The 14,383-nt window shown below is 70.8% G+C and carries 11 protein-coding genes; 7 read left to right on the top strand and 4 right to left on the bottom strand.

The window, feature by feature from the left end; all coding sequences use genetic code 11:
* The first annotated feature begins 10 nt into the window (after positions 1 to 10).
* The 5 genes from ACFQ2D_RS01645 to ACFQ2D_RS01625 all read left to right on the top strand — a co-directional run bounded on the left by ACFQ2D_RS01645 (position 11) and on the right by ACFQ2D_RS01625 (position 4,525).
* Entirely contained in the window at positions 11 to 913 is a 903-nt protein-coding gene (locus ACFQ2D_RS01645; RefSeq protein ID WP_280941861.1) for a carbon-nitrogen hydrolase, read from the top strand.
* Between the two features lie 20 nt (positions 914 to 933).
* Entirely contained in the window at positions 934 to 1,461 is a 528-nt protein-coding gene (locus ACFQ2D_RS01640; RefSeq protein ID WP_280941860.1) for a GNAT family N-acetyltransferase, read from the top strand.
* Between the two features lie 31 nt (positions 1,462 to 1,492).
* Positions 1,493 to 2,107, top strand: a complete 615-nt coding sequence (locus tag ACFQ2D_RS01635) for a TetR/AcrR family transcriptional regulator (RefSeq protein WP_280941859.1) — start codon at positions 1,493 to 1,495, stop codon at positions 2,105 to 2,107.
* Positions 2,108 to 2,186: 79 nt separating this feature from the next.
* Positions 2,187 to 3,197 carry an alpha/beta fold hydrolase gene (locus ACFQ2D_RS01630; protein ID WP_280941858.1) on the top strand — a complete coding sequence of 337 codons (1,011 nt, stop codon included), beginning with the start codon at positions 2,187 to 2,189 and terminating at the stop codon, positions 3,195 to 3,197.
* Positions 3,198 to 3,307: 110 nt separating this feature from the next.
* Entirely contained in the window at positions 3,308 to 4,525 is a 1,218-nt protein-coding gene (locus tag ACFQ2D_RS01625; RefSeq protein ID WP_386795543.1) for a TraB/GumN family protein, read from the top strand.
* Here ACFQ2D_RS01625 and ACFQ2D_RS01620 read toward each other — a convergent pair whose 3' ends face one another.
* The 4 genes from ACFQ2D_RS01620 to ACFQ2D_RS01605 form a co-directional block, all read right to left on the bottom strand.
* Positions 4,526 to 5,239 carry a CPBP family intramembrane glutamic endopeptidase, BDIM_20840 family gene (locus ACFQ2D_RS01620; protein WP_280941856.1) on the bottom strand — a complete coding sequence of 238 codons (714 nt, stop codon included), beginning with the start codon at positions 5,237 to 5,239 and terminating at the stop codon, positions 4,526 to 4,528. It abuts the gene before it with no gap.
* A 146-nt stretch (positions 5,240 to 5,385) separates the two neighbouring features.
* Positions 5,386 to 8,472: an efflux RND transporter permease subunit gene (locus tag ACFQ2D_RS01615; protein ID WP_280941855.1), complete on the bottom strand. Its 3,087-nt coding sequence runs from the start codon at positions 8,470 to 8,472 to the stop codon at positions 5,386 to 5,388.
* 3 nt (positions 8,473 to 8,475) lie between these two features.
* Positions 8,476 to 11,949: an efflux RND transporter permease subunit gene (locus ACFQ2D_RS01610; RefSeq protein WP_280941854.1), complete on the bottom strand. Its 3,474-nt coding sequence runs from the start codon at positions 11,947 to 11,949 to the stop codon at positions 8,476 to 8,478.
* Positions 11,949 to 13,079, bottom strand: coding sequence for an efflux RND transporter periplasmic adaptor subunit (locus tag ACFQ2D_RS01605; RefSeq protein WP_280941853.1), 1,131 nt, complete (start codon positions 13,077 to 13,079; stop codon positions 11,949 to 11,951). The genes ACFQ2D_RS01610 and ACFQ2D_RS01605 overlap by 1 nt, the downstream gene beginning before the upstream one ends.
* Before the next feature lie 305 nt (positions 13,080 to 13,384).
* Between ACFQ2D_RS01605 and ACFQ2D_RS01600 the strand changes: the two genes are divergently transcribed.
* Both ACFQ2D_RS01600 and ACFQ2D_RS01595 read left to right on the top strand, forming a co-directional pair.
* The gene (locus tag ACFQ2D_RS01600) at positions 13,385 to 13,831 is read left to right on the top strand and encodes a c-type cytochrome (protein ID WP_280941852.1); all 447 of its coding nucleotides are present in this window, start codon (positions 13,385 to 13,387) and stop codon (positions 13,829 to 13,831) included.
* Complete coding sequence (locus ACFQ2D_RS01595) at positions 13,828 to 14,262, top strand: c-type cytochrome (RefSeq protein WP_386795510.1); 435 nt, start codon at positions 13,828 to 13,830, stop codon at positions 14,260 to 14,262. The genes ACFQ2D_RS01600 and ACFQ2D_RS01595 overlap by 4 nt, the downstream gene beginning before the upstream one ends.
* Positions 14,263 to 14,383 lie beyond the last annotated feature (121 nt).

Here is a 14,383-nt window from a genome sequence, read left to right as displayed (position 1 = left end):
CAATGCGCGGATGAACAAGCGCACCCTTCCCGTTGCCCTGGTCCAGGAACGCAACCATGGCGACGCCAACGCCAACCTGTCCGTGATCGAACAGCGCGTGGCCGAGGCCGCGCGCTCCGGCGCCAGGCTCGTCCTGCTGCAGGAACTGCACAACGGCTGCTACTTCTGCCAGCACGAGTCGGTGGACGAGTTCGACCTGGCCGAACCGATCCCCGGCCCCAGCACCGACCGCCTTGGCGCCCTGGCCCGCGAGCACGGAATCGTGCTGGTGTCGTCCCTGTTCGAGCGCCGTGCCGCCGGGCTGTACCACAACACTGCCGTGGTGTTCGAGCAGGACGGCAGCATCGCGGGCAAGTACCGCAAGATGCACATCCCGGACGATCCCGGCTTCTACGAGAAGTTCTACTTCACCCCCGGCGACCTTGGCTTCGAGCCCATCGACACCTCGGTCGGCCGCCTCGGCGTGCTGGTGTGCTGGGACCAGTGGTACCCCGAAGCGGCGCGCCTGATGGCGCTGGCCGGCGCCGAACTGCTGCTTTACCCGACCGCGATCGGCTGGGATCCATCCGACGCGCAGGCCGAGAAGACCCGCCAGCGCGACGCCTGGGTGCTCAGCCATCGCGGCCACGCGGTGGCGAACGGGCTGCCGGTGCTGTCGTGCAACCGCGTGGGCCATGAACCCTCGCCCCTCGCGGCCGAGGGTCCCGTGGGTGCCGGTGGCATCGAATTCTGGGGCAACAGCCACGTGCTGGGGCCGCAGGGCGAATTCCTGGCCGAGGCGGGCACCGAGGCCACCGTCCTGATAGCCGAAGTCGACCTGCAGCGCAGCGAACATGTCCGCAGGATCTGGCCGTTCCTGCGCGACCGCCGGATCGACGCCTACGGCGACCTGCTCAAGCGCTATCGCGACTGACGCTGCAGGGGGCGCGGGCCTTGCAGGTACGCGCCGCCCGCGACGGCGACATCCAGGCGATCACCGCGATCTATGCGGCCGAGGTTCGCGGCCACGTCAACACCTGCGAGTACGAGCCCCCGGACGAGGCGGAGATGGTGCGCCGGATGCGCGAGCTGCGCAGCGCCGGCCACCCGTACCTGGTGGCCGAGCAGGACGGGCGGGTGCTGGGTTACGCGTACACCTCCGCCTTCCGCGGCCGCGCCGGCTACCGGTTCACGGTCGAGGATTCGGTGTACGTGGCCGCGGACGCTCGGGGCCGGGGAATCGGCGCGGCCCTGCTCCGGGCCCTGCTCGAGGCCAGCGAACGCCGCGGCATGCGGCAGATGATGGCGGTGGTCGGCGACCCGGCCAACGCCGCTTCGATCCGGCTGCATGAGCGCTTCGGCTTCCGCCGGATGGCGGTGCTGCCCGGAATCGCCTGGAAGCACGGACGCTGGCTGGACACGGTATTCCTGCAGCGCCCGCTGGGCGACGGTAGCGGCACCGAGCCGGTGGACGGCACTTGAGCTGAACGAACGGTCGTGCTTTTATGCTCGCATGCGCACAGCCAATGCCAGCAAGGGAGCAAGTACGCGCGAGGCCATCCTCGCTCGCTCCTATGCGCTGGCCTGCGTCCACGGGCTGGAGGGGCTGACCATCGGATCGGTCGCGGATCAGGTGGGCATGTCCAAGAGTGGCGTGTTCGCCCACTTCGGTTCGCGCGAGGAACTGCAGCTGGCGACCCTCGACCTGGGGGGCGAGCTGTTCATCCAGTCGGTGCTGGTGCCATCGCTGCGCGAGCCACGCGGACTGCCGCGCCTGCGCGCGATCTTCGCCCGCTGGGCGCAGTGGGTACGCCACGAACAGGACGGCGGCTGCCTGTTCCTTGCCGCCGCCACCGAGTACGACGACCGCCCCGGCGCGATCCGTGACCGCCTGCTGCGGCTGGAGTCGGCGTGGCGCGAGCAGCTGGCCCAGGCGGTGCGGCTGGCGGTCGACAGCGGCGAGCTCGACCCGGAGACCGAGCCGGCGCAGTTCGCTTTCGAGATGTACGCCCTGGCACTCGCCATCCACCACGATGCCGGACTGACCGGCTACGAAGAAGCCGCGGCACGCGGCACGCGTGCCTTCGAGCGACTGATCCGCGGCTACCGGGCCGCTCCCGCCTCCTGATCCCTCCCCACGAGGTCACGACATGGACTCATTGCACGCCAGAAATAGCACGATCGTTCGTTCTGAAAATGAGGTCTCGATGCTGGAAGACGCCTCTCTTGACCGGTCTGGCGACCGGTCGGCGGCGGCGACGGCGGATGCCGAAGCCGCCTGGCTGGCCCGCGACTGGCGCTACCGGCTGCTGCGGGCCGGCATGGCGGCGCTGTCGCGGGTGGCGCCCAGGCGCGCGGTCGCGCTGTTCGACCGGATCTGGTTCACGCCGCCCAGGACGCGGCCCGGACCGGACGGGCGTCGCTGGCTGGCGCGAGGGCGGCGGCTCGATGTCCGGCTGCACGGGCTGCCGCTGCGCGCCTGGTCCTGGGGCCATGGACCCGCGGTCCTGCTCGTCCACGGCTGGGGCGGCAACGCGGGCCAGATGCGCGCGATCGGACAGCGGCTGGTCGAGCGCGGACTGCGCGTGGTGGCCTTCGACGCCCCCGCCCATGGCGGTTCCGGGCCCAGCCGGCTGGGCCGCCGCGTGAGCATGGTCGAGATCGCCCAGGCCCTGCGCGTGGTCGCCGCTGCCGCGGGCCCGCTCGCGGGCGTGGTCGCCCATTCCGGAGGCTGCGCCGCCACCGCGCTGGCGCTGCGCGACGGCTGGGCCGGACCAGAACGCCTCGTGTTCGTCGCGCCATTCGCGCAGCCGTCCATGGCGATCGGCCCCTTCGGCCGCGCGATCGGCGCCAGCGCGGCGGTGACCGCCGCTTTCAGCGACCTCGTCCAGCGCCGTTTCGGGCGGCCCTGGACGGACTTCGACGTGCCCGGCCTGCCCCGCCTGCGCGAGCTGCCCCCGCTGCTGCTGGTGCACGACCGCGACGACCGGGAAGTGCCGTGGGCGCACGCGCAGGCGGTGGCGGAGACCTGGCCGGGCGCACGGCTGACGACCGTGCACGGCCTCGGCCACCGCCGGCTGCTGCGCGACGAGGCGGTGCTGGCGCGGCTCACGGGTTTCCTGGCGCCCGCCCCGGCGGCGCGCCCCTGCCCCGCGCTGGCGCGGGACGAACTGGACGAGGCGTTCGAATCGGGCGGGCTGGCGCCCATGCGCTGTTGATCGCGCTGGGTCGCTTTTCCCGTCGCACGCGAGGCTCTACCCTGTCGCCCCGGAACCGTGGCGCCAGCGCAAGGCGTGGTCGCGACCACGGCCCGCCCTGCCCTGCGGACCTGTCCTTGAACGCACCTGCACAACCGGCCGCCGAGTGGCGGTCGCAGCCACATGCCCTCGTCGAACGCGACGGGGTGCGCTACACCCTGCTCGGCACCGCCCACGTCTCGCGCGCCAGCGTGGACGCCGTCCGCGAAGCGATCGCCGGCGGCGGATTCGACGCGGTCGCGGTCGAACTCGACCCGCAGCGCCTGCAGGCGATCAGCGATCCCGACGCCATGGCCCGGCTCGACCTGGTCAAGGTGCTGCGCGAGGGCAAGACCCCGCTGTTCGCCGCCAACCTCGCGCTGGCCAGCTACCAGCGCCGCCTCGCCGAACAGCTGGGCATCGAACCGGGGGCCGAGCTCAAGGCCGCCGTCGACGACGCGCAGGCGGCCGGCCTGCCGACGCACCTGATCGACCGCGACGTCGGCCTGACCTTCCGCCGCGCGCTGCAGCGCCTGGGCTGGTGGCAGCGCGCCAAGCTGGGCGGCGGCGTGATTGCCGGGCTGATCGTGGACGACGAGGTCGCCGAGCACGACATCGAGAAGCTCAAGCAGGGCGACCTGCTGCAGGCCAGCTTCAGCGAGTTCGCCGAGCAGACGCCAGAGCTGTATGACGCCCTGATCGCCGAGCGCGACCGCTACATGGCGGCGCGCCTGCGCGCGACCGCAGGCGATGCGCGCGAGGTGCTGGCGGTGGTCGGCGCCGGCCACCTCGATGGCCTGGCGCGCCATCTGCGCGAGGATGCGGCCGCGCCCGACGAGGTGACGGCGGCGCTGGAAACCGTGAAGCCGAAGTCGAAGCTGCCGGTGATGGAGCTGCTGATCGGCGCCTTCCTGCTGGGCGGCTTCGCCTGGGGCTTCGCGATGGGCGGCTTCGACGTCGGCGCCGACCTGCTGCTGTACTGGGTGCTGTGGACCGGCGGCCTGGGCGCGCTGGGCTGCCTTGCCGCGGGCGGGCACCCGCTCAGCATCCTCGGCGCCTTCGTGTCTTCGCCATTCACGCCCCTGCACCCGGCGCTGGCCTCGGGCACCGTCAGCGCGCTGATCGAGGCCTGGGTGCGCAAACCCACCTACGGCGACTTCATGGCGCTGCGCGAGGACGTCAACACCGTGCGCGGCTGGTGGCGCAACCGCGTGGCGCGCGTCCTGGTCAACTTCTTCCTGACTTCGCTGGGCACCGCCATCGGCGTGTGGACGGGCGGCGCGCGGATGCTGGCGCGCCTGTTCGGCTGATCAGAACAGGGTGAACGCGCCGTTGGCGACGTTGTGCGCCAGCACCGGCAGCAGCAGGCTGCCGGTGCGTGCGCGGAACCAGGCCAGCAGCAGCGCCGGGCCGCCGGTCAGCGCCATCGCCACCGCATCGAACGACGGCCCGCCCTCGCGCCAGAACAGCGCGTGGCCGAGGCCGAAGGCCACACTCGACAGCGCACCGCCCCAGCCGATCCCGGCGAAGCGCTCGCGGCGCGCGCCGTCGAGCGCTTCGTTGAGCGCGAGCAGCAGCAGGCCACGGTAGAACAGCTCTTCCTCGATGCCGGGCATCGTCCACTGGAACGCGATCGTGCCCAGGTCGTCCGCACCGTCGCCGAACCACCAGGCCAGTACGAAGATGCCGGCCGCGAGTGCCCCGAACACCCACCAGGCCCCGCGCGCGCCTCGCGACTGCGCGAGCGTCACCCCGCAGCGGCGCAGGCCGAGCCCGGGCAGCGCGGCCACCAGCAGCAGGCCTGCCGTCGCCATCAGTTTGCCCGTCCAGGCCCAGCCGCCGGGCACCAGGTTGGGGACCAGCCCGTAGCCGCGCAGGACCAGCGCATCGCGCAACAGCATCAGCAGCAACGCTGCGAGCAGCCAGCCCGGGCGCAGCCGCACGCCCGGCAACAGCGCGACGAGGCAGGCCAGCGCGGCCACGACCGCCACGTGGATGGAGATTTCGGTCAGTGCGGCCTGCATGCATTCGCTCCGGACAGGGTGTCGCGCCCGCGCGGATGCGCGAACGCGGGCGTGCGACGCGTTCCGCAGTCCACCAACTGCGCCGGCGACGGTGCGCCGCCAGCGGGGATCGATCCCGGGCGCGGCGGCGGCCGCCGCGCGACGCCTCAGCCTTCCTGCGCCAGCGCGGCCGGGGCCCCTCCGGCCTCGGCCGCGCGCCCACCGCGCGCACGGCGCACCAGGCGGGCGGTGCCGGTGCGCAGGTCGTCGAGCAGCGCGTAGATCGTCGGCAGGAACAGCAGGCTGACCACGGTCGAGAACGCCAGCCCGCCGGCGATCGCCCGCGCCATCGGGTGGTAGGGCGGCATGCCCTGCGGGGTATCGGTGTTGAGCGCGATGGGAATCATCGCCAGGATCGCCGTGCCCATCGTCATCATGATCGGACGCAGGCGCTCGCGGCTGCCCTCCACCAGCGCATCGGTGCGGGCCATGCCGCGCCGGCGCAGGTTGTTGATGTGCTCGATCATCACGATGCCGTTGTTCACCACCACGCCCATCAGCACCAGGATGCCGATCACCGCCATGATTCCCATCTCGGTGCCGGTGATCCAGAACAGCCAGTACACCCCGAAGATCGAGAACAGCACGCAGGACATGATCGCGGTCGGGAACAGCAGGGACTCGAACACCGCGGCCATGATCACCAGCATCAGCACCAGCGCGATCATGATCGCCTGCACCATCTGCTGCATGCCGTCGAAATTGATGTTGAAGCCCATCCCGGTGAAGGTGTAGCCGTAGCCGGGCGGGAACGGAACGCCATCGAGCGCGGTCTCGATCGCCTTGCGGGCATCCTCGACCGAGACGTCCTTGGCCACGCCCGCCTCGATCTTCAGCATGGTCTGGCGGTTCATGCGCTGGATCGAGGTCGAGGCCGGATTCACCGCCACGTCCACCATCGCCAGCAGGGGCACCTCGGTACCGCCGGGGGCGCGGACCATGAAGCTCGCCAGGTCCTCGATGCCGTAGTTCTCGGAACCGGCGAAGCGCACGTTGACCGGGATTTCGAGGTCGTCGCGGTGGAAGTCGCGCAGCGACGAGCCGCGCAGCGCCATGCTGACGAACTGCGCCACCTCGGCCGCGCTGAAGCCGTAGGCCGCGGCGCGCTCCCGGTCCACCCGCACGGACAGTTCCGTGTTGGCGTCGCCGGTGTCCACCCGCGCGTCGCGCAGGGCCGGGTTGCGGTTGAGCATCGGCACGATGTCGCCGGCCAGCTCTTCCAGCACCTGGGTCGAGTCGCCGACCAGGCTGAAGCTCACGCCCTGCCCCTGGCTGCCCAGCCCGCCGGGCCAGCCGATGCCGATGGTCGCACGCGCCGATTTCGGCAGGCCCTCGCGCACCTGTTCCTCGATGCCCTTGGTGATCTCGCGGTCCTTAACGTCCAGGAACAGGCGGGTGAAGGCCCAGCCCTGCTCGCTGTAGCGGCTGTACACCTTGTCGATGCGGAACCGCTCGCGGTTGGCGTTGACGTACTCCTCCACCCGCGCCACCTCGCGCCCCATGTCCTCCTTGGAGTAGGCGCCCTTCCACTGGTAGTAGATGTTGATCGAGCTGGCGTCGCCGTCGTCGCCGCTGCCCTTGGTGTTCATCATCGGCAATACGCTGACCAGCGAGATGGCGAGGATGCCCGCCACGCTCCAGCCGCGGTGGTCCAGGGTCCAGCGCAGCAGCCGCGCGTAGCGGCGCTGCATGCCGTTGATCAACGGCGACTGCAGTGCCGGCGGGGTCTTCATCCGCGCCGACAGCATCGGGATCAGGCTCACCGCCACCAGCCACGAGGCCAGCAGCGAGACCGAGATCGTGACCGCCAGCTGCGAGAGGTAGATGGTGATGATGTTGTTCTCGCCGAACAGCATCGGCAGGAACACCACGCAATGGCACAGCGTGCCGGCGGACAGCGCGATGGCCACGTGGCGCGTGCCGATGATCGAGGACAGCGTCGGCTGGTCGGGATACTTCTCCCGCTCCTGGTAGATGCTCTCCACCACCACCACGGCGTTGTCGACCAGCATGCCGACCGCCAGCAGCAGGCCCATCATCGACAGGATGTTGAGGGTGATGCCGGCGAAGTACATGAAGCCCAGCGTCATCACGAAGCAGATCGGGATGGCGGTGGTGACCATCAGCGTGGACGGCCAGTGGCGCAGGAACGCGTACAGCACGATCACCGACAGCGCCAGGCCGATGGCGCCCGCCTCCGCCAGGGCCAGCAGCGAGGAAGTCACGGCCTCGCCCTGGTCGTCGACGACTTCGATGCCGACCCCGCGCATCGCCGGGTCCTCGGCCAGCACTTCCACCTCCGCGCGCACGGCACGCGACAGATCGACGAGGTTGGCGGCCCGTTCCTTGTAGACGTCCACCGCCACGCTGGGCTTGCCCTCCAGCTGGCGCACGTAGTTCATGCGCTGCGGCTGCAGGTTGACGTCGGCCACGTCGGACAGGCGCGTGCCGCGCTTATCCACGGGCAGGTCGCGCAGGGCCTGCAGTTCCTGCAGTTCGCCGCGAGGCTGCACGCGCAGGCGCTGTCCGGCCTCGGTGATCTGCCCGGCCGACACCGAGAAGTTGGCCGCCTGCAGGCGCTGCACCAGTTCGTTGAGCGCGACGCCGTGGGCGCTGAGCCGGTCCTTGTCGAGCGCGACCAGCACCTCCTGGCGCGCCACCCCCTCGACCTCGACGCGCGCCACGCCCGGCAGGCGCTCGAGCCGCTGCTTGACGCTGCGCTCGATCAGGTCCGCGCGCGCGGTCAGGTCGTCGTCGCTGGTCAGGCGCAGGCTCATCGCCTCGCGGTCGGACGTGGTCCAGCGCTGGACGTAGTAGCGGCGGAAATCGTCCGGCAGCTGGTCGCGCACCGCGTCGATGCGTTCGCGCGCCTCGGACGCGGCGATGGCGATGTCGCGGTTCCAGTCGCTGAACTCGACCTGGATCTGCCCGCCCTCGGAATTGGCGCGCGAGTTCATCGACTTGATGCCGGACATCGTCGCCAGCGCTTCCTCGACCGGGCGCAGCAGGTTGCGTTCGACCTCCTCCGGCGTGGAGCCCGGATAGGGCAACGCGACGAAGAAGAACGGGATCGTCGCCTCGGGCTCGGCCTCCAGCGGCAGCCGGAACGACGCGATCAGGCCGATCGCCACCATCGACACGAACAGCATGATGGTGGTGACCGGACGGCGGATCGAGAGCTCGGTGATGTTCATCGGTCAGCTCCGCACGCCCGGGCCATCCAGCGCGTCCTGCTCGTGCGCCAGTACCTGCGCGACCTCGCTGGCCGTGGCCTGGACGCGACGCCCGCGCTCGGCGTAGTACTCGTCCGGCTTGCGGTCCAGCAGGTCGTACACCACCGGGATCACCACCAGCGTGAGCAGGGTCGAGACCAGCAGGCCGCCGATCACGGTCACCGCCATCGGCGAGCGCACCTCGGCGCCTTCCCCGAAGGCCAGCGCCAGCGGCATGAAGCCGAACACCGCGGTGAGCATGGTCATCATGATCGGGCGCAGGCGCGAGCGGGCGCCCTCCACCAGCGCCTCGCGCTTGGCCATCCCGGCCTCGCGCAGCTGGTTGACCTTGTCGATCAGGATGATCGCGTTCTTGACCACCAGGCCCACCAGCAGGATCAGGCCGATGAACACCACCACCGAGATCGGCGAGCCGGTCAGGAGCAGGGCCCCGATCGCGCCGACCATCGCCAGCGGGATGGTGAACAGGATCACGAACGGATGCAGCAGCGATTCGAACTGCGACGCCATCACCAGGTAGACCAGGAAGATCGCGAGCGCGAACGCGAACAGCAGCGAACGCACCGATTCGCCCAGTTCCTGGCCCTGGCCGCCGATCCGCATCTCGACCTCGGCGCCGAGTGGATTGGCCGCCACCATCTGCTGCACCTCCGTGATCGCCGTGCCCAGGTCGATATCGCGCAGGTTGGCCGAGACCAGGGCGACGCGGCGCTGGTCGGCGCGGTGGATCTCGCTGGGGCCGGTGGTGGAGACCACTTCGGCGACCGAGCCCAGTTCCACCGGCGCGCCCGCGCCGGGGTTGACGATCAGCCGGCGGATGTCGTCCACCGACGAACGCTCCGACTCGGCCACCCGCACCAGCACGTCGATCTTGCGGTCGCGGAAGCTGTAGCGGGTGGCGACGTTGCCGCGCACCTTGTTGACCACCGCGTCGGCGATCTGGCGCGAGGTCAGGCCCAGCGCGGCGGCGCGATCGTGGTCGAACACGATCTGGATCTCCGGGAAGCCCTGCTCCACCGTCGACTTGACGTCGGCGTAATGCGGGTTGTCGCGGAGCATGCCGGCCAGGCGCACGCCGGCGACGCGGATCGACTCCAGGTCGCTGCCCTCGATCTCGATCTCCAGCGGCGGCGAGAGCGCGAACAGCTCGGGCCGCGCGAAGTCCACCTGGGCGGCGGGATAGCCGGCCATCGTGCCGCGCAGGCTGTCGACCAGCGCCTGCTCGCGCGAAGTATCGTCCATGACCACCGACAGCTTGCCGATGTTCTCGCCGCTCTCGGTCGGACTGGCATCCAGGCGCGTGCCCGTGCCCGACACGCCGTACAGCAGGCGCACACCCTGCTCGCCCTCATGCCTGCGCTGCACCTCGCGGATCAGCGCGTCGGTCTGCGCCAGCGGCGTGCCGGGCGGCAGCTTGGCGGTCATCTCGAAGCGGTCCTGCGCCAGCTGCGGGATCAGGTCCATGCCCATGAACGGCAGCACCGCCATGGTCAGGGCGAAGGCGAGCACCGCGCCGGCCAGCACCGGGAAGGGACGCGCCAGCGCACGCGGCAGCAGCCGCAGGTACGCTGCCTCTGCGCGGTTGTAGGGCGCCATCGCAATGTCGCTGGCCTTGCCCATCACCGGCGAGACCACGGCGACCAGCAGGCGCCATACCCTCACCGCCAGCCACACCGCGCCGAAGGCCAGGCCGCGCACAAGGGCGCCGAACCCGCGGCCGGTGGCCGCCGCCGGCCTCTTCCAGCGGCTCTGGGGACGCCACTGCGGATGCGGCGCTTCCTCGGGGAACGCGAGCGGGGCGCGGCCCTTGAGCGAACTCAGCATCGGGATCAGGGTCATCGATACCAGCAGCGAGACCGCGATCGCGATCGACACCGTCAGCGCCTGGTCGCGGAACAGCTGGCCGGCGATGCCTTCCACGAACACCAGCGGCAGGAACACCGCGATCGTGGTCAGGGTCGACGCCACCACCGCCATGAACACCTCGCGGGTGCCGAGGATGGCCGCCTCGAGGACGCCCATGCCGCGCTCGCGCGCCTTGGCCACCGACTCGAGCACCACGATCGAATCGTCCACCACCAGGCCGGTCGCCAGCGCGAGGCCACCCAGCGACATCAGGTTGAGGCTCAGGCCCAGCTGGCCCATGAAGAAGAACGTGGTGATGATCGAGATCGGCAGCGACAGCGAAATGACGAAGGTGCTCCAGCCGTCGCGCAGGAACAGGAAGATGATCAGCACCGCCAGCAGGCCGCCCAGCACCGCGTCGAACTTGAGGTCGCTGATGGCATGGCGGATGAATACCGACTGGTCCTCGACCACCTCCAGCGCGATGTCGGCCGGCAGCTCCTTGCGCACCTGCTCCAGGCGCGCCTCCAGCGCATCGGCGGTGGACACGGTGTTGGCGTCGCCTTCCTTGTAGACGGCCAGTTCCACCGCCTCGTTGCCGCCGGCACGGATCACGGCCTCGCGCTCGCTGTAGCCCTGGCGCACCACGGCAACGTCCTTGAGCCGCACCGGCGCAGCGCCGCCGCCACCGCCGTCGCTGCGCAGCGCGGCGATCACGTTGGGGTCGCGGCTGCCGAGGATGGCGGTCATCAGCTGCCGGTTCTCGCCCGCGCCACCGCTGGACGTTCCACCGCCCGCGGGATTGAGCAACATCTCGCCCATCTGTTCGACGGTGGAGAACTGGTTGACGGTGCGCACCAGGTAGCGCTGCGAACCCTCCTCCAGGCGGCCGCCCGACAGGTTCACGTTCTCCTGCTGCAGGCGCTGGATGACGGTGTCCAGGGAGATGCCGAGCTGCGCCAGGCGGCGCTGGTCGATCTCGACCTGGACCTCGTCCTCGAGACCGCCGCCGACCTTGACCGCGGCCACGCCCGGCACCGGCTCGAGCTTGCGCTTGAGGTCGTCGTCGGCATAGCGGCGCAGCTCCATCAGCCGGCGCACGGCTTCGGCATCGTCGCCTTCCTGCCGGGAGGACAGGGCCAGGCGCATGATCGGCTGGGTGGAAGGATTGAAGCGCAGCAGCACCGGCGGCTTGGCCTCCAGCGGCAGCTGCAGCGTCTCCATCTTGTCGCGCACGTCCAGGCCGGCCTGCTCCATGTCCGTGCCCCAGGCGAACTCGAGCACGACGTCGCTCTGCCCGGTCCGCGAGATCGACTTGAGCTTGCGCAGGCCCTTGACCACGCCCAGCGCTTCCTCGGCCGGCTGCGAGATCAGGGTCTCGATCTCCGTCGGTGCGGCGCCCTCGTAGTCGGTGCGCACGGTGAGCGTGGGATAGCTCAGGTCCGGCAGCAGTTCGACCTTCAGGCTGCCCAGCGAGATCAGGCCGAACAGCACCAAGGTCAGCGTCATCATCGCGACGGTGACCCGGCGCCGGGTCGAGAACTCGACGACGTCGAAGCCGCCTGCGCCCGGCGGCGCGTGGTGGGAAGCCATCAGTCGGCCGCCCGCTTGGCCGCGCCGTCGGTGCCGCCGGCCTTGGCCGTGGCCTCGGCGGCGTCGCCCAGCACCTGCACCACCGTGCCCTCGCGCAGCGCGGCCTTGCCGGCGACCACGACCGCGTCGCCCTCGGCCAGGCCCTTGCGCACTTCCACCCAGCCGCCGTCGGAATAGCCCAGCTCCAGCGGCACGCGCGCGGCCTTGCCGTCGCGCACGGCGAATACGGCCGGCTCGCCACCGTCCTCAAGCAGGGCGCGGCGCGGCAGCACCAGCGCGTCCTCGCGCTGGTCGTAGCGGATCGCGACGCGGCTGAACATGCCCGCCTGCAGGTCGCCGTCGCCGGCGAAGCTGGCCACGACGCGGAAGGTGCCGCTGCCGGTATCGACCACCGGCGAAACACGGTCGACCTCGCCGGCGAACCTGCGGCCCGGCAGCGCGTCGACGGTCAGTTCCACCGCCTGCCCGGCGCGCAGCTTGGTGATCTCGCGCTCCGGCACGTTGAGCGTGGCTTCCAGGCGCGCGGTATCGACGATGCGGAAGATCGGCGAGTTGATCTGCACGAAGTTGCCCGCCTTGATGTCGCGCGAGGCGATCACGCCGGAGATCGGCGCGACCACGTCGGTGTAGGACAGTTCCAGGTTGGCCAGGCGATTCACCGCACGGGCGTTCTCGAGGTCGTAGCGCAGCTGGTCGAGGTCGTTGGCGCTGACCATCTGCTGGGCCTCGAGCTGCTGGGCGCGCTTGAAGTTGGCTTCCAGCTTGCGCAGCTGCGCGGCGCTCTGCGCCGCCTGCAGGCGCGCGCGGTCCGGGTCGAGCCGCACCAGCACCTGGCCGGCGCGCACCACCTGGCCCTCCTCCGCCAGCACCTGCAGCGCCACGCCGGAGGTCTTGGCGACCACCTGCGATTCAGCGCGCGGCTCGAGGGTCGCGGTGTTGCCGTAGCTGGCCGCGATGGCGCGGCGGGCGACCTTTTCGACCTCCACCGGGATGGCTTCGGGGCCCTTGTCCTCGGCCGGCTTGGCCTGCGCGTCGCCGCCCCCCTTGCATCCGGCGAGGATCAGGCAGGCCGACAGCGCAGCGGTCGCCAGCAGGGGGCGAAGCCCCGGAAACGCATGGTTCGTGGACATGGACGGACTGGACCCCTTTGGTGTTGTAGCAAGGTATATCACCCGTCGGACGGGCGGCATCCGCCGAAGGTCATGGTGACTCCCGGCGGCGTTGTGGAGTAGACGTTTCCGGGATGCGGAAGTGACCACGCCGGTTGCGCGCGACGCGCGGCGCGACGTGGTCGGGAAGCCGGACGCAAGCCGCCGCCGGAAGCGCGCGCGTTAACAGCCCGTGGAGCGCAAGCTATACTGCGGCGATTGCGCGACGGCACGCCGTCGCCATCCGATCCACCAAGCCAACAGCCACAGGATTGCGGAACCACTCCATGACGCGACCGTCGACGATCGCCGCCAGCCTCGCCGCCGTGCTCGTGCTGGCCTCGCTGCCGCACAGCACCCCGGCGCAGGACGCCACCCCGCCCGCCGGACAGGCCAGCCCGGCCGATGCCGATGCGGCCACCGGCGAGGCGTCCGCCGCCCCGGCCCAGCCGGCCCCGGCCGCCACCCCGGCGGCCCTCGCCGGCAATGCCGACAGCGGCCGGCAGCTGACCTACACCTGCCTGGGCTGCCACGGCATCGTCGGATACCGCAACGTGTATCCGACCTACCACGTGCCCAAGATCGGCGGGCAGTCGGCGGCCTACCTCGGCAATGCGCTGACCGAATACCGGAAGGGCACCCGCAAGCATCCGACCATGCAGGCGCAGGCGCAGAGCTTCTCGGACCAGGACATCGCCGACATCGCCGCTTTCCTGTCGGAGCTGAAGCCATGAGTCTCGCGCGTTTCGCCGGCCGTGCCGGCCGCATCACCCTGCCCGTCCTGTTCGCCCTCGCCCTGGCCGCCTGCGCCGGCGGCGACGATACCGGCGAAGGCAGCCAGATGTCCTCTTCGGCGGGCCTGCCGGAAGGCCGCATCGCCGAGGGCGAGGCGCAGGCCAACGTCAAGGGCCAGGCCACCGGCCAGTCGTGCATCGACTGCCACGGCGCCGACGGCAACCAGCCGCTGGACGAGACCTATCCCAAGCTTGGCGGCCAGTATTACGACTACATCGAGCACGCGCTGGTCCAGTACCGCGATGGTCGCCGCGAGCATGCGCTGATGTCGCAGCAGGCGGCCAACCTGACCGACCAGCAGATCGCCGACCTGGCGGCCTACTTCGCGTCGCGTCCGTCGGAACTGCGGGACCTGCACGGCGCGCACTGAGCCGGTCGCCCGCAGTCCGGTGAAAAAGCCCGCCTCGAGCGGGCTTTTTCATGCCTGCAGTCTGTCGAGCGGGAGCCGGCGGGCGCGCCGTGCGGATGGCGGGCGCGTGGCGCCGCTCGAC

Origin of the sequence: Luteimonas composti, assembly GCF_042678665.1 — a bacterium.
GTDB classification, from domain to species: domain Bacteria; phylum Pseudomonadota; class Gammaproteobacteria; order Xanthomonadales; family Xanthomonadaceae; genus Luteimonas; species Luteimonas composti.
This window is presented reverse-complemented; position numbering and strand designations above follow the sequence as displayed.